Source organism: Photorhabdus akhurstii, from assembly GCF_019090985.1.
Classification (GTDB): domain Bacteria; phylum Pseudomonadota; class Gammaproteobacteria; order Enterobacterales; family Enterobacteriaceae; genus Photorhabdus; species Photorhabdus akhurstii.
Genome location: NZ_CP020335.1, coordinates 4,505,685 through 4,526,010 on the forward strand (window position 1 = coordinate 4,505,685; position 20,326 = coordinate 4,526,010).

Sequence of the window (20,326 nt, forward strand, 5' to 3'; positions counted from 1 at the left end):
ACTCATAATTAACATTCAGGAGAGAGCAGTCCGCAGGTTTTGTTAAAAACGATGGGTTTAACAGGTTTAACAGGTTTAACAGGTTTAACAGGTTTAACAGGTTTAACAGGTTTAACAGGTTTAACAGGTTTAACAGGTTTAACAGGTTTAACAGGTTTAACAGGTTTAACAGGTTTAACAGGTTTAACAGGTTTAACAGGTTTAACAGGTTTAACAGGTTTAACAGGTTTAACAGGTTTAACAGGTTTAACAGGTTTAACAGGTTTAACAGGTTTAACAGGTTTAACAGGTTTAACAGGTTTAACAGGTTTAACAGGTTTAACAGGTTTAACCTTAATAACTCATAAGCCGTTGACAACCCCTTTTAAAAATAAAGTTTTTTCCATCATATAAAATTTCAGGTAGCGTATTGTCTATTGATTGATTTTCTCTAATAACGCCTTATTTTCATCATCGATAGTAAAAGGTTTGTTAGATTAATCATCCAGAAAGGCGATAACAATTAAGTGGGTATTTAAATGTAAACCGAGAGCAAAAATAGTTTATAAAAATAACAACACAAATTGATTTGTGCATGAGATTACATTAAAGGCATGAAAAGAGACATGGCTTAAATTGAAGTATTTACAGGGTCTATTGTAAATAACCAGATTCGCATTCTGTTAAATCATTTTTTTGGATCTTTATGCCAACTTCCGATGAGCAATTATTTAATATTTTATAAACAAGTCTATTTCCCGATTGAGAACGTTATTAAAGCCAGTCTCTTTAAGAAAACAGCTTACCTAATCTATTCATATTCTTATTTATTCCCCCTGATTACATAAGCATTAATAGAGTCAAGTTTTTTTCACTGATGGTTTTATGATTGGCAGGTTTTAAATAAGATTCCAAAATAGCGCCACACCTTATACCACTCATAATTCCATGTATAACAACGGGTTGGATAAGACTATGTGTAGCAGAATTATGAAACGCTATTTAAACTGTTATTAAAACGCATTATTTTAACATCGGATTTTAACCGGTATAAAATTTTAAATGGTATTTTTACCACTTTCGACGTCTGCTTTCTATTAAGTTTAATCATAACCGCTCTCTATTTTTACTGATCATAATAATCACTTATCTGTTTGGACATTCATTCTTTTTTATCCATTATTTCCCAACGCGCATTAATACTGACTCTGTTTTACCGACAATCTTGAGTGGTTTTAATAAGCCCTACTATTTATTTTATTAATAAATCAGTCAGTAAATGGCCTGATGATATAAAAATATCCCTTTATGTTTTTTCAGATAATTAATTCAACCATTATAACTTAAACCCTATTAAACTAATCTATCAACCAATTTTTTATTGCGTTATTTTTATAGATTTTATCGTAAAATAACAACGAAAAAGCATCTGAATATCCTCCTGTTAGTTATATAAAATCTTTAATATCTCCCCATTATCACTTTTAAATAATTGTATCAGATTAGGTAAACGTAAAATAATCGAAGGATAGTATCGCAGATAAATGTATTAAATATGACAGAAAGTCGGATTTTTTTAGCCACTCTGTATTCTTTTAAAATCTGGCATTAATGAAGCACCTATTTTTTCAGTCCTTAGCTAACTAATCCCCCTTGGATTCATATAATAAATAAAATATTAAGGTATAAATTTCTTATATCTTTTCATAAACATAAACGACTTATAGATTAATTTCACAGGTAATAAGGAATATGCAATAGGAATAATAACTACTACAACAGAACAAGTATTTGTTTCCACAAACAACTCACCTAATCGCTCTCCCCATGCTATTAGGGTGTCATTTCGTCCTCTATAAAGTTGCTTCAGTATGACCGGTTTCAGCTTCGCTGGGCAAACGTAAAAGTCCCTCGTATAGCCATCATCCTGAATAAGAACAAAAATGCCGATCTTGAACATCGGCATTTTGCTGTGGAAGAGAAGATTAATTTAATGCTTTAACGCTTCAATTTTATCCCGGCTCAGGCCGGTACTGGTGACAATAATATCTAAACTCACGCCATGCCGTAATAAGGCACGAGCCGTTTCCAGTTTACCTTCCTTTCGACCTTCCTTTCGACCTTCCTCTCGACCTGCCTCTCGACCTGCCTCTCGGCCTAGCTCAATACCTTGTTCAATACCTTGCTCAATACCTTGTTCGCGCCCTTTTTGTTCAAGCTGTTCTGCAATAGTCATCAACATTGTTTTATGCTCCGGAGATTGTTGCTTTAGTCTGACCGGTTTCAGCTTCGCCGGGCAAACATAAAAGTCCCTCGTATAGCCATCATCCTGAATAAGAATAAAAATGCCGATCTTGAACATCGGCATTTTGCTGTGGAAGAGAAGATTAATTTAATGCTTTAACGCTTCAATTTTATCCCGGCTCAGGCCGGTACTGGTGACAATAATATCTAAACTCACGCCATGCCGTAATAAGGCACGAGCCGTTTCCAGTTTACCTTCCTTTCGACCTTCCTTTCGACCTTCCTTTCGACCTTCCTCTCGGCCTTCCTCTCGACCTGCCTCTCGGCCTAGCTCAATACCTTGCTCAATACCTTGCTCAATACCTTGTTCAATACCTTGTTCGCGCCCTTTTTGTTCAAGCTGTTCTGCAATAGTCATCAACATTGTTTTATGCTCCGGAGATTGTTCAATCAGTTGATGGACAAAGTGTGAGATATCCAGCGTATGTCCATTCAGTAAAATATAGCGTAATACAACATTGCGCTGCTCGATTGTATTATACCCTCCATTCAGGAGTTCCACCAATTGGGGGACCCATTCCAGCATATCCCGGCAGCGGATGTGTTTTTGCACCAGCTCCATCAGGGCAACCCCTTTATGCGTCAGGATCTCTTCATCGCTGAGCACACTGACGTCCACCAACGGAAACGCCTGGCGGTATAAGCGGGCAGCCTGTTCGGGGAACGTAAAACAATCCAGCCACCGGTTTGAGTAAGGATACGGTCGAACCTCACCATGATAAAACAGCAGAGGCGCGACCAAAGGGAGTTCAGTATGGCCTTTTTTCAGGTGAGCCGACATAGCTGACATGGCATAATACATCAGCCGCCAGGCCATCAATGGGTCAGGGGTGGACTGATGTTCAATCAGGCAATAGATATAGCCTTGTCCCCGAGCCGTTTCAACCGAGTACAGCACATCACTGTGCAGTTGACGTAAATGCAGGTCCACAAAACTGCCGGGTTCCAGTTTCAATGTGGCTAAATCACACAACGACTGGACCTCTTCGGGCAGATAAAAGGATAAGAACTCCCTGGCCGTTTCAGGCTGCGTTAAAAAATATTTGAATAATACATCATGGTGAGGCCGTTTTTCTTTCTTTGCCACAATCTGTTTCTCTATTTATCTATTAGTCATCGCCACTTATTGTAAAAGCTATAATATCTCTGGAAAACTCGCAACCAAGTTACAAAAAACATTTTCCCAGATTTTCTCAGGCAAGTCTTTACCGAATGCATTAATAGAAGAGCCTAAAGAATCAAATACCAACAAAGAAAAAACGAGGAAACATTATATTTACAACAACTACTCAATGAAAGTTATTGGTAGATTCACATAATAAGTGCAACATCGTTAATCCGGAAGTAAACATACTCGTATTCCCTTAAATCATTTTCTTGGGGGGTTTTATACCTATTTACCATAATAAATTATTTAATTATTTTATAAACAAGTTTATTTTCCAATTGAAAACGTTATTAAATCCAGCTCCTTTAAGAAAACAGATTATCTGATTAATTTATTCATATTCTTATTTATTCCCCCTGATTACATAAGCATTAATAGAGTCAAGTTTTTTCACTGATGGCTTTATGATTAGCAGGGTTTAAACTGTTATTAGAACACATTGTTTTAACATTGGATTTTAAGCGGTATAAAATTTTAATCGATATTTTTACCACTTTCGACATCTGCTTTCTATTAAGTTTAATCATACCGGCTTTCTATCTTTGCTGATCATAATAATCATTTATCTGTTTAATCATTCATTCTTTTTTATCCATTATTTACCAACGCGCATTAATACTGATTCTGTTTTACCGGCAATCTTGAGTGGTTTTAATAAACCCAACCCTTTATTTTTTGATAAATAAGCCAGTAAATGGCCTGATGATATAAGGATATTCCTTTATGTTTTTTCAGATTTTTAATCCTACTAAATTAACCGTTTACCTATTTTTCATTACGTCATTTTTATAGCTTTAATCGCTCCGCATTATCACTTTTGAATAGTTGCATCAGATTAGGTAAACGTAAAATAATCGGAGGATAGTATTGCCGATAAATGTATTAAATATGACAGAGAAGCGGCTGTTTTTAGCCACTCTGTATTTTTTTAAAACCTGGCATTAATGAAGCACCTATTTTTTTCAATCCTTAGCTAACTAATTATCGGTAAAAAGCAGTTTCAATTGTCTGGAAGTGAAAATGCAAGTAAAAAGATAAGGTTAACCCTGTTAAAAAGATGATAAACAGAGCCTGTAACAGGTAAATAATTCTATTTTCCATCTCGTATTTAACGATGCCATTTTCATTAAATTGATACTTTCCATTAAACTGACACTTTGGTTTTTTCACTTTTACTTTAATAACTCTATGTTTCTTTTCTATACTTTAAAAACATAGAGAGTAAATGGTGTGTTAATGGCATTAAAATCAAAGCATATTTCTTTAATCATTTTTAATGCTGTTAATCTGGTTAATCTGGTTAATCTAAAATCTTATCCGCTTTCTTTAACGATTATCTCTGATTTTCAGTAAACTTCTTAAAACCATGTAAAATAAACTTAAAACCTGTTTTTCATGATGTTTTCTCTTCCAATGCCAATATAGCATCGAATTTTTTATCCGCTGAAAAAGAACATTAACCACTTCTTTTTATCTTTGATGATAAAAGTTTTTACCTGTTTTTTCATAATACGCTTGCCACTTTTTTCCCGATGTTAAAACCATACTGATAGACAGAAAACTACGCCTTAAACCTTCCCCTGAAAGACAAGGTTTTAAGGCGCATCTGATAATATAAAAGCAATAAACTTTTCCCCAGTAGCCAGGGCAAAATCAAAAAGACACAGTGATATTACGACTGATTAATCCGCAGTAACCAGTTCCAGTATTTGCTGCCTGACATGCTCGAAAATGAGTTCGCCTATCTCCGCACTTGAGCCGGATGTTTTAGAAAGAACGCCTCTCGTTGAAAACTCTTTTTTAATCGGTACTTGATAGATCCCGGCACGTGGCGGTTTATCGTGGTCAGGTCGCTCCGCTCTCACTAAATCGGGACGTAAATGCAACATTAAACTCGTTTCTGTTAACCCTGCATGTTCAGCGTGCCAACCGGGAAAATCAACTAAATGTTCACGTGTCCAATCATCAGAGACCAAACTCCACCAGCTAAATACGATAACGGAACGATCGTTAAAATGCCCTTCCGCCCGTAATGCGTCTACTGCTTCGAAAATAAAACCTTCATTTTCAAAATGACCATTAATGATCACCAGTTGTTTAAAGGGTAATGAACACAAGCTTTTAATTGTTCGGTTGATATAAGCGGTAAATGTTGATCCATCCAGATAAATCGTGCCAGGAAATTCAAGTCCTCCACCACTCTGTGGCAATGATCTGGCAGACACTGGCTGTACCGGCAAGGTGAAGCCATTAATATCTTCCGCCAACACGCGAGCAAAAGCTTCTGGGATCACTGAATCCACATTCAATGGCAGATGAGGCCCATGCTGCTCAATCCCGCCAATCGGCCATATCAACGTTTTACCTTCGACCGCGGTTAAAACCTGCTCACTGGTCAGTTCCGCAAATTCTCTAATTTTATTATTATTCATGATGTTATCCCTTTTTCTCATACTTTTTCTGACGTTATGGCTTGCGTATATTCATGAACAATGCGCTGCAATGTTTTATACATATGCCGATGAAGCGCGGTATAAACCTGTACCGTATTCGCCCCTGTCATTAGGTATTCATGAACATCATTACCATCCTGTACGCCTCCCGACCCAAGTATCGGAATCGTCACCCCTCTCTTACGCAGGTTATAAATAGCGGCAAGCACCATTGGTTTGATCCCCGGCCCAGAGTATCCGCAAACCCCATTAAGCAGCGCTTCGCCATTCGCGGTGTCGAATGCAATTCCCGAAATGGTATCGCTCAAGGTTATCGCATCAGCTCCTCCTTCCACCGCAGCTTGAACTCGCCCATACAAATTATCGCCAAGCGAGAGTTTGACCGCAAAAGGGGTATCCGTTCGCTCCTTCACCGCTTTGGTGTAGTTGAATACACGTTCCGGTGTGTCTTCCGTGAAGTCGTCCGCATGCAAGCATGAAATACCCAACTCCAAAGGGGCATCGGTCACTTCCGAGATTCGAACAGCCAATTCACCTAACGCCGCAGGTGATTCAGCATGGATAGAAACTATCACCGGAAGTTGTTCTTCCTTAAATTCACGGAGAAGCGTTAACCAATATTCAACGGTTTTCTTCGAATATGTCGTATTGTTCAACATCCCTGTACTGAACAAGTAGGTCTTTTCTGTATGCAATTTTTCTGAGCGCGGATAAATCGTTTTTGTCACGACCGCCCCTGCGCCGTGAGCGATGAACTGGCGAATATTTTTAGCTTGATCAGAAAGCAGGCCCGACCCAACAATAATTGGGTTTTTTATCTTCATTCCTAAAACATCATAAATCGGTTCAATAACTTGATTTTCCATCGTAACTCCACAAATTACCCATTCAAACAAACTTGCTATTAACCCGCCTTTCAATTCAATAGAAAGGCGGTATATCTCCAAAAGGCGCTCCATAGCGACTAAACTGCAAAACTCCTGAAAATCTCGCCAATTTGCCGCGGATTATGACGAAAATCTTGAATGTCCAATTTCGACAAATTGCAAATATGCTCCAATCCTTTTAATAAATGGCTACCGCCACGCACTATCGGTAGTTTAGTGATCAACAAGACAGGCCGTTTCAGGGCAGAAGCCCAACCAAGCTCAATATGCGTACCGTCAGTACGTAATAATTCATCATCCTGATGAACCGGGAGAATGGGCATGAAAAAATCACACTGCTGCATCCATTGGAAATCTCGTTTCGATACCATCTCCGGCGTATAATTGGGGGTATCAATACCAAATTTCTCAGTTAAATGTGCCGAAAATACCTTGCCATTCAGTGTCTCTACCGTCTTAACCGCCAATTGGATGGTCATTCTTAACTCTTCATGAAAACCACCATCGTAAATTGCGGATTGAATCGGCCCACCAATGAAAACGCTTTTGTTTGCCAACGGCATAACGCTCTCCTTAATTTTATTTACCCAACAGACTATGAGCCGTCGTTTCAAAGCACCGAAATCAGCACAGCCAGAGGATAGGATGCTTAATAGTTCAATAAGTTATCGCTCACAATAATCTAGTTTGATCTAGCTATATCGAGGAAGCAGGTTGTTTTCCTCAAGTTCATCCAAGCTATCCACAAATGCCAAATAAACTTTTTCCAGATGAGTGTCATCATGTGCATCGGAGATAAACCAGCAACGCCATTCCCAGATATAAACCCCTCTCATCAACAGGTTGTAGTAAAGCAAATCCATGTTGTCGCGATGAATTAATCTAAAAAATGAGGAAAACGATCTTGCTTCGATGGGAACCCGACGATTTAAGAACAGTTGGTTCAAACGTGAAACAAACCATTCAGTACGTCGAGTCAATGCCTTGGTAAAAGATTCCCCTCTCCTTTTGATCTCCAGCAAAGTGGCTTTCGCGGCAGCCATGCAAAGCGGATGTTGAAAATAGGTCCCGCCAAAGAATGTCGGCTCCGCTGCGGGGAAGCTGTCATCGTTGAAGTTCCAGTTTCCGCCGTCAATCGAATCAAGCATATTCTTCCTACCGGTAATGACGCCCAATGGCATTCCACCACCTATCGTTTTGCCATAGGTCACAATATCCGCCTCAATGCCGAATAATCCCTGGATACCCGCTGGATGGGTTCTGAAACCTGTCACAATTTCGTCAAATATCAGCAGAATATCTAACTCTCTGGTCGCCAGACGCAAACGCCGCAAGTAATCTGGATTGCTTAGTCCTGGGTCACGAGTCGGCACCGGCTCTACCAGCACCGCAGCGATATCGGTGCTATTCGTTTTGAGAAATTCAATGGCTTCATTGGAACCAAACTCAAACACCGAAACATCCGCAACCATATTTTCAGGTATGCCTACTGAAACAGGTTTTGTCGTATTAACTTCATCATATTCACTGGCTCTCGCCAGTACCGCATCCCAATGTCCGTGGTAACTGCTAGAAAAAAGGACAATATGATTACGACGAGTAAGCGCCCGAGCTGCCCGAACCGCATTCATTACCGCTTCCGTTCCACTATTGACAAAAGCAACGCGATCCATGCCAGTAATCTCTTTGATCAGTTCAGCCACTTCTAAGCCTATCTCATGCCGGGTTCCCAAACCAAAACCGTTGTCTATTTGCTGAGTAAGCGCTTTAACTACAAAGGGTGGGCTATGACCAAACAGATGCGCGCCAAACCCCATCGTCATATCGATGTAATCATTGCCATCAATATCCTGGACGATAGGCCCAGCAAACTTGGTGCAGACAATCGGGTAAAGCAGCTCTTTTATGGAGGGTTTAAAGCCAATCCCAGAACGGCTGTCTGCAATATTTTTACGTACCGCTACCGAATGCGTTTTTGATTTAATCGTTCGCTCGTTATATTTAGATATAAATGAAGCCAGATATTTTTTTCTCTCCTCAGATTCAATCGGTAGCGCACTTCTCGACATCCATTGAAAAAAGCGTTCCTTGTTAGCCGGTGGAATATTTGGCGTATCGGATTGAGCAACTCTTTTTTCTTGATCAGCCAAGACAGGTTGAGGCTGAATTACTGCATGGTTATCTTCCGCAATCCTGTTTTTATCCACCACAACATTATTTTTATCCGCCAGCAAAATATATTCACTAAGTTGACGAACCGTTTGTAATTCTGCGAAAAATTGTCGTACTGAAAATTTTATACCAAATCGTTTATGAATTGGTTCCAATGCTTCAAATAACAGGAGTGACTCCGCCCCCAATTCAACTAACGGTATTTCCAGTTTTATCTCTTCCTTCGGTAAACCAAATGTTTCTGCAAAAATAGAGATTATTTCTCTCTGAATAATTTCAATATTACTCATATCAACCTCACTTTCCTCAAAATGAAGACGATCTCTACCCGTTTTACAGCTCAGATTGCCGTTCTTTCAAATGGATAAGTTGGAAGCGGGAGCCGTTTACGATGTTCGGTCTGGTAAAAAATATCCCAATTGATACTTTCCCCGGCCTGCCAGACAGAGGCAGGCGAAATATACATCTCTTGCAGTTCACTCAATTGAGGGGCTACCACCAGGGATTTATCTAACAGGCCCGATATCAGTTCATGAATATCACGTGCGACAATCGCCTTGCGTATGGGTAAATGTCGTCGGCCACGCTGCAAGGTAAATGCCACATCAGCAATATTCACGGCTGGATACTGTTCAAAATATTTCACTAAATCCAAAATTTTTTGCGCTAACGCTGCCTCGGTACGTGCACTCAGCGGGATCAGATGTGCCGCCGCCGAGGAAGGTGTGTCAGGCTTTGTCGCCGGTGGTTCGGCAACGACAACATGAACATTTGTGCCGCCGATCCCAAATGAGCTAACACCAGCAATTCTCTCCGCCTTATCGTTATTCCAGTCTCTGGATTCAGTAGGTACATAAAACGGGGATTCAGGGTCCCGTAGTTCAGCACAAGGAGATTCACAATTCATTGACGGCGGAATAATGCCTAAGTTGACAGCATAGATGGCTTTTATCAGCCCGGCGATACCTGATGCACAATCAGCATGACCAAGATTGGATTTAATCGAGCCTAAAGCACAGAATCTGGCAGATACATCGGCAAATACTCGTCCTAGCGCCCGTAATTCAATCCCATCACCAACAGGTGTGCCAGTCCCATGCGCTTCAATTAAACCAATTTGATCAGCTCGAACATCAGCCGCGGCAAGCGCACGACGGATCACCTGCTCCTGACCTGAAACACCCGGAGCGCTATAACCCGCTTTGACCGCCCCATCGTTGTTGATGGCCGATCCCTTGATAACCGCTAAAATCGGCTCGCCATTAAGCAGAGCATCCTCCAGACGGCGTAATACTACGAATGCGGCGGCATCAGAGAAAATCGTACCGTCAGCTTTCTCGTCGAATGCGCGAACTCGTCCCGTCGGGGACAATATTCCCCCTGCATGGTAAATATAGCCAACATGAGCCGGATACCTGACGCAAACACCCCCTGCCAGCGCCATGTCACTTTCACCTAGCAACAAGCTGTTGCAAGCCATGTGCACAGCAACCAGCGAACCTGAACAGAAAGTGCCTACACTGACAGCAGGCCCTAAGCAGTTGAGCTTATACGCAACACGTGTTGCCAAAGCATCGACAGAACTTCCGCCAAATAACAGCATGGCGTCAGCAGGAGAATGGTTCAGCGTCGGTGCAGCCTGCCAGGTACTCCGGCGAGAGCCGACAAACACTGAACAGATCCCTGCGTCTGCCCCGCTGGAATAACCGCTAAGTTCAAGCGCCTCATGGCAAACCTCCAGACAAATCCGTTGTTGAGGGTCCATTTTAGAAACTTCTCTCGGCATTATTTGAAAATAGCTGTAATCAAATGCCTCTGGATCTTGGAGGTACCCACCACGCGGAACGTAATGCAATCCCCATTCATCAGTATTAACGCCCCGATGATGAAGTTCTTCATTGGTATAACTCGAAATCAGTTCTCGTTTACCTAAGATCGCCTTCCAAAGATCTTGACTCGAATCCGCATTAGGAAAACGTCCAGCTATGCTGGTAACCGCAATATCTGTTGAATAATGCATTTGTGTTTTTGATTTCATGCTAATTCCCTTTCCCGAACACGTTGGTCCTGCCGATCCGCGCTAGAGCATGATTTGCACTAGAGCACCCTGCTTTGATTGCGCTTTTTTTCTATTTGCATCGTTTTTTCTCGACTTGCATCGTAAGAGACGCCACGGTGCTCGATTCGAAAAGATCAACCATAGATACCGCAACATTAAAATGAGCCTTAACTAGTCTCACCAACTCAGCTCCGACCAGTGAGTCTCCCCCTAAATCGAAAAAGTTCGATTCATGATCAACAGGGCAGCGCAGTACATCACGCCAAATGGCTGCCATCTCATCGATAATGGATTTATTTGATGCCGAGGGAGATGCCATTGCAGGCTGCGCCGTCTCCGCCGGCAATGAATTTTCCACAACATCATGCAACCGATCATTCAAAGGTATGGTGGAGACGGCAAAACGCGGCTCTGCATGGCAGGCGGAGAAAATAATATCCAATGCATTAACGACATCGGCATGATGTAACGGGCGAGCGCGATTTACGCTGTATTTGAAACTACTTGATTCATCCCAACCTTCCCATCCATCCCAATCAATGGAGAAATAGGGTTTATCCAAATGGTGGATTGCAGCAAATGCGGCACCCGCTTCGTTTGCCGCGGCATAAGGCGCAAGCCCCAATCCCCCCGCGAACACTGACAGAGATGAGACAAAACAACCAAACTTCAGAGGACGATCGGCAAATATTTCATGCAAAACAGCCGCCCCTTTTAACTTTGGCTGCATCAACTTTTCCCAATCATGATGGTCAGAATTTTGTAGCCACTGGATCGTTGCCTGACCAGAAGGCCCGGCGGCATGGACAAAGCAATTCGCAGCCCCCAGTCTGGATTCCACACGGGAAAGCTCCGCCAGCACACCGGCTTTATCTGTCACATCGGCGGTAATCACGGCAAAGTCCGCCCCCATATTGCGCAATTGCGCTATCCGTTGGCTCTGCAACGTATCAGATTGAGTAAGATCTCTGGGTGTCTGGCCGAGCAGGATAAGTTTCGCGTTAAACTTAGTGACCAGATATTGTGTAATACCAAAACCAACCGTTCCTAATCCTCCGGTCACTAAACAGATCATGCCAGATGAAAGATTTTCGCTAACTGCCGGGTTTACAACGTCAAAATAGCGTTCCCAACGCCAACCCTGACGCAGAGCAACCACATTCTGATCGTGAGCAGTGAAAAGTTCAGCCACGATATGTTGAGCATCATTGAGAGAGCTAAGTTCTTTGGCTGGTGTGTCGATAACTTTCACTATCATGCCGGGCAATTCCTGGCTGATCGCGGGAATGGATGCCAGCGCCGTAGCCCGCTCAACACTCCGTGGTTCGCTGCCCATCACGTCAACAAAACCGGGGCCAATCAATGTTAACGACATGGTTTTATTTCCCACTTGAGAAAACGCTTTCACCCAATTAAATAGCGTAAAGGTGAATCGATCTTTCTCTACCGGCAGGTCATCCGTTGACGGGATATCACCCAAAATGAAGAGGATATGATCGGGCGTATGCGCTTGTTGTTCCTGCAACCTTAGCATCAAACACTGAATATTGATGGGATCATCAACGTTGACGCTAAACGCTGTTTTATGGAAAGCTGTTTCATCGCAAGAAGTGGCACGATCTTCATGCACTTCAAACACATTTTGCCCCAGTTCACGCAGTACATCCGCAATCGGACAAATTTCTTTATCGCTGTTATCGTAGAAAATCAGCCAGTTATGCTTAGTCGCCGATGATGATACCGGCGACAGGCGCTGTGTTCGTTTCCAGCGTTCAACATAAACGCCGACTGACTCGTCGGAAGTTTCAGAATTTGCTATAGGTTGACCATAAGTCTCCGGTTTGTACTCGGGTAATGTTGAATCTGTGTACCAGCAGCGCCGACGTTGCAAAGGTTGAACCGGTAGTGGAATACGTTGAACAACCTCCCCGCCTCGCAATATCGACCAATCTATCACCAAACCACGTTGCCAGAGCTTGCCGACCAGTTTGACTAAAGCCAGATCGTGCTCTTTAAGAGAGTCGTGCTCTTCATGGGCAGCATCCAAACGAATAATATTTTCAGGTTTTGCCACGATTTCAGAGAAACTATCAGGCGAATAGCCCAATGCTAATATCACGTCATTTGCTGATATGATCTCATTCTGTTGCTGTAAGCTCGAAGAGGCTCCATTAATTAAGATGGCCTTCACATTATTGCCATCAATCATGCCGTGATGTTTAGACCAAAAACTTCCGGGCAAAGCGATAGCACGTTCAACGAAATGTGATGTCGCGTTTTCTAGCAACTTATCAACGATTTCAGGCAGTGTCAGCATGCCTAACGAGCAAGCAACCGCAAGGTCGTAACGACTATCGGATATGATGAATATTGGCGTCGAAATCATCTTCCGCCAACAATTGATCGCCGCGATTATCGCCACAAGATTAGCAATTTTTCCCTTATTGCCATCACTTACTGTCATTTCAGTGATATCGATTTTACTGATGTCACAGGAAACATCTGTCGGCAATTCAGACAGCAACCTATCCACTTCTTGCCAATAGCCAGGTATCTGCATTGATAAAGCGGATCGAATAGCCGGACCAAGCGCCACCACCAAGCGTTGTGGTTCAGAGATTTGTGCTGTGACGGTAAAATCGGCATTTTTAATACCATCAATCAACATTTTTACATCTTTAGCATACAAACAGGCTCGGTATGGCTGAGCGGCACGCCCTTCCGCATAAGTAAAAGCCACTTCATCAATATGCGTATCTGGTTCAGCCTCCAACATTTTTGCCAAATCGGCGCTCAATGTGTTCAAGGCATCGGCACTGCGTCCCCCTAACGGAATAGCTCGCCAGCCAACGTTATTTTGGCCTGCCCTTCGTACCGGCGCTTGTTCCAAAATCATGTGAACATTACTACCACCGGCGCCAAAAGAGCTAACCCCTGCCCGCCGTGGCCCTTTCACCGGCCAATTAATGGGAATCGTGTTGATAATGAAGGGACTTTGCTCAAGATTCATAGCAGAGCTAGCCCTGTTGAAAGTCGGATGTGGGGCAATGGCGCCGGTCTTGAGCGCCATTATCGTTTTGGCTAATCCGGCAACTCCCGCCGCCGCCGCTAAATGACCTACGTTAGCCTTGATCGATCCCAACGCACAAAATCTCTCACGATCCGTATTCTGGCGGAAAGCTTGACAAAGCGCGGCATATTCCACCGAATCCCCAAGCGGCGTTGCGGTACCATGCGCCTCAATCATTCCTAATTCATCCGGCCCAACACCGGCGAGCGCCTGAGCATCCAAAATCAGTTTTCGTTGCCCATCCACCCCCGGCGCCGCAAAGCCCGCCCGCGCTGAACCATCATTATTCGCCGCTGAACCGAGGATCACCGCATGGATGGTATCCCCATTGCTAATGGCTTCATCCAATGGCCGTAGCGCCACCAGCCCCGCCCCATCACCAAAGAAAGTCCCTGATGCCTTCTCATCGAACGGTCTACAATAACCATCCTCTGAGAAGATCATATCGTTCTGGTAAAAATAACCCGGTCGAGAATAGGCATTCACAGAAACACCACCGGCGAAAGCAATCTCGCACTCACCAAGCAAGAGACTTTGTATCGCCATATGTACCGCTGTCAGTGACGTCGAACAGCCAGTCAAAACAGCCACACTCGGCCCGTTAAAACCGAGTTTGTATGAAATCCGGGCCGGGAGATAATCCTTATCATTAGTCAGCATGAGCTCGGTCCCCATTATTGAAACCAGATCACACTCAGATTTAATGACATTAGGCAAATAGGTATTCATCGAACTCCCGGTAAAAACCCCGATACGCGGGCGTCGGAAAGGATTACCATAACCCGTCGCTTCGGCCAGTTCCCATGCGCATTCAAGCAGCATTCGATGTTGAGGATCGAGCAATTCAGCTTCTCGCTGGCTGATTGAAAAGAAATCCGGGTCGAATAGATCAATATCCGGTAAACACGAATCGACAGGAACATAATTTTTTGCCGTGAATATATGCCGTGCTACCCCAAGGCGAATCAGCTCTTCCTGGCTATATCTTTTGGCAAGTATTCGGCCTGCAACAAGATTCTCCCATAGCGCATCCAAGCTATTCGCCACAGGTAACCGACAAGTTACGCCAATGATGGCAATCGCATTCTCAGACATCTTGTTCCCCTTTTGGCGAGTGAGTTTGTCTCTCCTTCAACGCTTTTCTTGCATTCAACGTTTTCTGACGTCGCGCTTGGGTCGGTTTATCCGCGACTTCTACCGGCGCCATCGATTGCAGAGGGGTTAAAAGATAATTAGCTAACTTTCGAATAGTTGGAAAACGGAATAAATCTGCAAGAGTCAAAGCGCCACATCCCGGTAATTGAACAAGTTGTGCATGGATTTTCGTCAGTGCTAATGAAGTACCGCCAATATTAAAAAATGCATCATCCAGCCCGACGGCTGATCTTCCCAACACGTCACACCAAATTCTCGAAATTTCAGCGAAAATCGAATCAGCAGGTAACACAGGCGCCGGTCTCAACGAACTGATATCGATCAATTGCCCCACTTTAATCAAACCATTTAATGCTTTTCTGTCGATTTTGTTGTGAGCATTACGCGGCAATTCATCCGCTAACATAATCCTGCCAGGCAACATGTAGATGGGGAGATAAGCCTTGAGATGATCACGAATAGCGGACTCTTCGGGAAGGTTATCCTTACTGACAGGGACGAATATTGCGACTAAACGATCAAGCCCTTCGTGAGATTCAATAATAACGGCGGCGTCCGCAATAGCGTGATGGCGATTAAGACAATCCTCAATCTCAGCAATCTCAATTCGATAACCCGAAACTTTTACCTGGTCATCCACGCGACCGCAAAAATGGATTCGTTCCCCATCCCAATAGGCTAAATCACCGGTTTTATAGATACGTCCATGATGAATATAGGGATCGGCAATGAAACGTTGATCAGTTAACTGCTCAAGACCAACATAACCACGGGCAACGCCACGACCGCCAATGTAAATTTCGCCAACCTCACCTATCGGGGGTGTTTGCCCCGCAGGAGTTAAAAGATAGACCGTTGCGAAGTTTAACGGCTTGCCAATGGGGATCACATTGTAGCCAGTCAGCTCTGCCGTTACTTTCTCCACGGTGGTGTAAATTGTTGCCTCCGCCGGGCCATACATATTCCACAATGTCCACCGCTCATCCAAATAGGGCCGAATCGTGGCACTGAGTAGCGCTTCACCACAAATTACCCAATGCTTTATCGCATAAGCCCTTGGCCGAGCCTGAAACTCAGATAACAGGCTTTTCAAACTGGATGGCGTTTGGGTGATAATCGTTACCTGCTCTGCCGCGATCAGATCCAGCAACTTGTCAGGTTGGTTGCGTATATCATCGGGCACAATGACTAAAACCCCACCGGAACACAGAGCGCCCCAAATCTCCCACACAGATAAGTCAAAGCTGGCGGCATGGAACCACGTCCATACTTCGCCTGGCGTGGGGGCTAAATATTCGTCCATTGCGTTAAAACAGGAAACAACACTGTTGTGTTCAACATCAATGCCTTTGGGGATTCCAGTGGAGCCAGAAGTGAAGACGCTGTATGCGATTGAAGAAGGCGTGCAATGATCAAATGTACAGTGATCAGGTGTACTGTGATCAACTCGTCCTGTCGCAATGGTCATCAGCTTAGCTGTACACCCGTTATCTGAGTCAACATCAGCGTTAACAACGATAACCTTCATCTCTGATTGTTCGACAATCTGCGCCAAACGGTTCTGCGGCAATCTGGGATCTAACGGTACGTATCCCGCGCCCGCACGCATAATAGCAAGCATCGCCACCACCGCTTCCGGTGAAGGCAACAATGCAATCCCGACGCGATCGCCGGGTACAACCCCATTTTGTTTAAGCTGAACAGCGACCTCCAGCGACCAACGCTGCAAATCCAAATAAGTTAATGTATCGGCGCCATAACGAATCGCTATTGACGCCGCCTGTTGCGTCACCCGTTGATCAAACAGAGAAACGAGGGTTTGGTTTGATACTTCTGGAAGAACGCCAGCATTAATCGGGCCTGATGGCAGATTGTAATCCTCTGATTCTGGCGCCAACAGAGTATTCATCTCTTCATCAGGATTTGCCATCAACATCTCAAGCACTTGCTCGAAGCGCTCTGCAAATATCCGAAGGCCCAAATGTGAGAAAAAATGTTTATCCGCTTTAAACTCACATCTTAAGTGGGAACCGGCATCCACAAAAAACAGGTCAATATCAAGCTGGCCTTCCTGCTGACAAACCCTGAATGGGGAAATAGTCTGTCCCGCCCATGATGCCTGAACAGAATCGTCAGCCATCTCCAGCGCAGCCCAACGCGATTGCCCCACCTGCCCTAACATATTCACCGCTGTCTGAAACAATGGATTACGATCATCATATCGTTCCACAGCCAGGTGTTCGACCATTTGGCTGAGACAAAAATTTCGATTATCAAGGGCCGATAACAATCGCTCCTTCGCTGCCAATAGGAAGTGGTTAAATGTCTGTTCGACGGATAAACGTATGGGCAATACATTAAACAAACAGCCGACAATGTGCTGATGAACCGAGTGACGCATCGATACCGGCACCCCCATAACGATATCGGCAGCTTTTGTCTCTCTGGCAATGTAAACACTCCATGCGGCTAACATGACCGTGAAGACCGATCCACCTATTCCTGAAGCAAGCCGCTTGATTTTTTGGGTTGTCTCTTCACCAATGCTAAACAGAATGGATGACTTGTCATTAGTGCCTTTACGCCAAAAACTATCCCATTGCAACACGGCTGGCGGCTGCTTTAAACATTCACTCCAATAAGCTTTCGACTCCTCCGCCGCTTCACTTTGGTAATACTCTCGTTCTTTGACGGCATAATCCTTAAAATCCTCTGCGGGCGGCAACCAGGAATCATCATCTTCGCCAAGTTCAGCCAGATAATAGTGTTCAAGCTGATCCCACATCAGCCCCAGTGAAGTAAAATCCGACACAATATGGTGAACACACATATGTAAAACGTATTCTTCCGCGCCGACGACGTAGATACCAAAACGCAGACACGACGCTTTTTCTAATTGAAAAGGGATGGAATGAAAGTTCTGAACCGCATCCTCAAGCGCCTTCTGGCTCAAGTTCGTTGTATCGAAAACCTCCAATGCCGGCGGTAAGTGTTCGTTAATGACCAACCTTGGTTCGCCATTCACATTAACGAAAGTACTTCTCAGGGTGGCATTCTTAGAAACAAGCCGGTTGACCGCGTAACGAAAAGCATCGATTTGAAACGATCCGTGAGTACGGAATGCCATGGAAATATTATATTTGGAATCGCCAGGGGTATAGTTGTCAATGAACCATAAGGCTCTTTGTTGCATGGACAGCAATTCTTCATCACTAATCTGTGAGTAATCTTTATACATAACGTGTCAAGCTCCATAAATACTTAAACAGTATCCCTACCCTCTGGCTAAGCCAGCCTCGTTACGGAGAGGGCAAAGTTTGTGCTTGGTGTTACTCCATCAATCAACGGCTCGTCAGAAATAGCGTTTCAACTTTTCAACCAGCTCAGAAATGCTACAGTCGTCAAAAAAAACGGACATGGGGACTAATTTCCCAATGATCCCACGCAACCGCTGAGCAATCGTCACCGCCGACATAGAGTCCATATCAATTTCACTCAATTTCGTGTCGGCAGTAACGTTTCCTCCTGCAACCAATTTTTTCAGCTCTTCTATCACTATTTCAGTCATCGCCTGACGTTGCTCTTCATGAGAAGGTTTTTCAGGCGTGACCATAGCATTATCACTTTGCGTAGAACTGAAAGCGGACTCTATATCATTCACCGGCTCTTGCTGGTAAATCAGCCGCTCCAGAGCAACCTGACTAAAGTTTCCAGCAATCAGCCCGGCATAAGGAGCAATATCCGCTCTAATGACGGTATCCATGACATTTTTAATATCCCCCCCAGGCTGCCATGCGATCGCCATGCCTGATAACCCAGTCGCGGCCCGATATCTCATCAAGGCATCCACGAATGCGTTCGCGGCAGTACATGCCCCCTGACCTGCAACGCCAATAATCTCTGACAGTGAAGAAAATGTCATGAATCCATCCAGGTTTAACCCTTGAGTTGCCAGATGTAGGTTCCAGCTTCCCGCTATTTTCTGGCGGAAAACTTTTTCAACCGAACGGCTGTTTAACGTGGTAAGCAGAGCGCCTTCAACAACGCTTGCCAAATGATAGATCCCCCGTAAAGAGTGACCCGTTCTATCGATACGTCGCAACACCGCTTTGACGTCCTCGATATCGGCTACATCACCTTGGAACAAACGGAGATTGCAACCCTGTGCTTTTCGCTGTTCAGACTCAGTAATTAAATTAGCTGGCGGAGCGGAGTGCCCCATCAACGTGACGTGCCTTGCTCCGGCCGCAAACAGACTATCCGCCAGCATACGCCCGGTATCGCCAAACCCGCCGGTGATAAGATAGTTTGCATTCTGTTTTATCTCCGTCTTTTCTTGGCTAACCGCTAACGGTCCAACCTGACGCTGCCAAATACATTGATCATGAATGAGAAACTCTCTCTGTTGATGCTGATTTGCCATGATGGCAAGAACCGATGTTATCTCTTCGTTCCCAACCTGTTTAACCGGCAAATCAATCAAGCCAACGTCAACAGAGGGATACTCTTTCGCAATGACCCGGCCTAATCCCCATAAACTACTACCAGACAAACCTACTGTATTAAATTGCTCGCCAGACCTCTGCGCACCTTGGGTAAGGACCCAAAGCCGCGGTTTTGCATCGTGAGGGCGCTCAGCAACTTTATTAGCAATAAGGCGTAAACTTTCGAACTCACGTAATTCATTAGCCACAATATCCGCAGCGTCCAAGAATTCTTCGTGGCTAGCCAAATAGATCAGGGTGTCCGTGTCCCCTATTGAGTCAATTTGGGAGGCGGGATCTGCGCCAAGATCAATATCAACGACATCTATGCCTTTCGCCTCAATCAATTCCTTCACCCGGTGAGTAAAATCGGTGTTTCTGCTAATGACAGTACATTGAGTTAATAACGGAACTTCGGGCAATACGATATTACGTTTCACCCAATCCAGATTGAATAGTTGCATGCCACTCTTCTCCAAACCACGAAACAAAACATCACACGTGTAGCCCGTTTAAGCTGCACATTATCAAAACGCATCAGGCTTTCGTCCCCTATGCGTCAAATTTTACGCCCATAAAAGGCGAAAAAACGGTG

The 20,326-nt window shown here is 44.1% G+C and carries 10 protein-coding genes and 1 pseudogene; 1 reads left to right on the plus strand and 10 read right to left on the minus strand.

Annotated features, from left to right (window positions below; translation table 11 throughout):
* The first annotated feature begins 51 nt into the window (after positions 1-51).
* The gene (locus tag B0X70_RS25380) at positions 52-393 is read left to right on the plus strand and encodes a hypothetical protein (protein ID WP_246593341.1); all 342 of its coding nucleotides are present in this window, start codon (positions 52-54) and stop codon (positions 391-393) included.
* A 1,576-nt stretch (positions 394-1,969) separates the two neighbouring features.
* Here the strand turns inward: B0X70_RS25380 and B0X70_RS19330 are convergent.
* The 10 genes and pseudogenes from B0X70_RS19330 to B0X70_RS19375 form a co-directional block, all read right to left on the minus strand.
* Positions 1,970-2,254: pseudogene (locus B0X70_RS19330) on the minus strand (ISNCY family transposase); the annotation flags it as partial.
* Between the two features lie 117 nt (positions 2,255-2,371).
* Positions 2,372-3,370, minus strand: coding sequence for an Rpn family recombination-promoting nuclease/putative transposase (locus tag B0X70_RS19335; protein ID WP_217470145.1), 999 nt, complete (start codon positions 3,368-3,370; stop codon positions 2,372-2,374).
* A 1,763-nt stretch (positions 3,371-5,133) separates the two neighbouring features.
* A complete protein-coding gene (locus B0X70_RS19340) occupies positions 5,134-5,883 on the minus strand; it encodes a creatininase family protein (RefSeq protein WP_036782223.1) in 750 nt (249 codons plus the stop codon).
* Between the two features lie 17 nt (positions 5,884-5,900).
* The gene (locus B0X70_RS19345; protein WP_217470146.1) at positions 5,901-6,770 is read right to left on the minus strand and encodes a beta/alpha barrel domain-containing protein; all 870 of its coding nucleotides are present in this window, start codon (positions 6,768-6,770) and stop codon (positions 5,901-5,903) included.
* A 98-nt stretch (positions 6,771-6,868) separates the two neighbouring features.
* A complete protein-coding gene (locus B0X70_RS19350) occupies positions 6,869-7,354 on the minus strand; it encodes a hypothetical protein (RefSeq protein ID WP_046395736.1) in 486 nt (161 codons plus the stop codon).
* A 129-nt stretch (positions 7,355-7,483) separates the two neighbouring features.
* Positions 7,484-9,253, minus strand: coding sequence for an aminotransferase class III-fold pyridoxal phosphate-dependent enzyme (locus B0X70_RS19355; protein ID WP_217470147.1), 1,770 nt, complete (start codon positions 9,251-9,253; stop codon positions 7,484-7,486).
* 50 nt (positions 9,254-9,303) lie between these two features.
* Positions 9,304-11,001 carry a beta-ketoacyl synthase N-terminal-like domain-containing protein gene (locus tag B0X70_RS19360; protein WP_246593342.1) on the minus strand — a complete coding sequence of 566 codons (1,698 nt, stop codon included), beginning with the start codon at positions 10,999-11,001 and terminating at the stop codon, positions 9,304-9,306.
* Between the two features lie 91 nt (positions 11,002-11,092).
* Positions 11,093-15,187: an SDR family NAD(P)-dependent oxidoreductase gene (locus B0X70_RS19365; protein ID WP_217470148.1), complete on the minus strand. Its 4,095-nt coding sequence runs from the start codon at positions 15,185-15,187 to the stop codon at positions 11,093-11,095.
* Positions 15,180-18,485 (minus strand): non-ribosomal peptide synthetase, encoded by a 3,306-nt coding sequence (locus tag B0X70_RS19370; RefSeq protein ID WP_217470149.1) that lies wholly within the window; start codon positions 18,483-18,485, stop codon positions 15,180-15,182. The genes B0X70_RS19365 and B0X70_RS19370 overlap by 8 nt, the downstream gene beginning before the upstream one ends.
* A gap of 114 nt (positions 18,486-18,599) precedes the next feature.
* Positions 18,600-20,195: a beta-ketoacyl reductase gene (locus B0X70_RS19375; RefSeq protein WP_217470150.1), complete on the minus strand. Its 1,596-nt coding sequence runs from the start codon at positions 20,193-20,195 to the stop codon at positions 18,600-18,602.
* Positions 20,196-20,326: the final 131 nt, after the last annotated feature.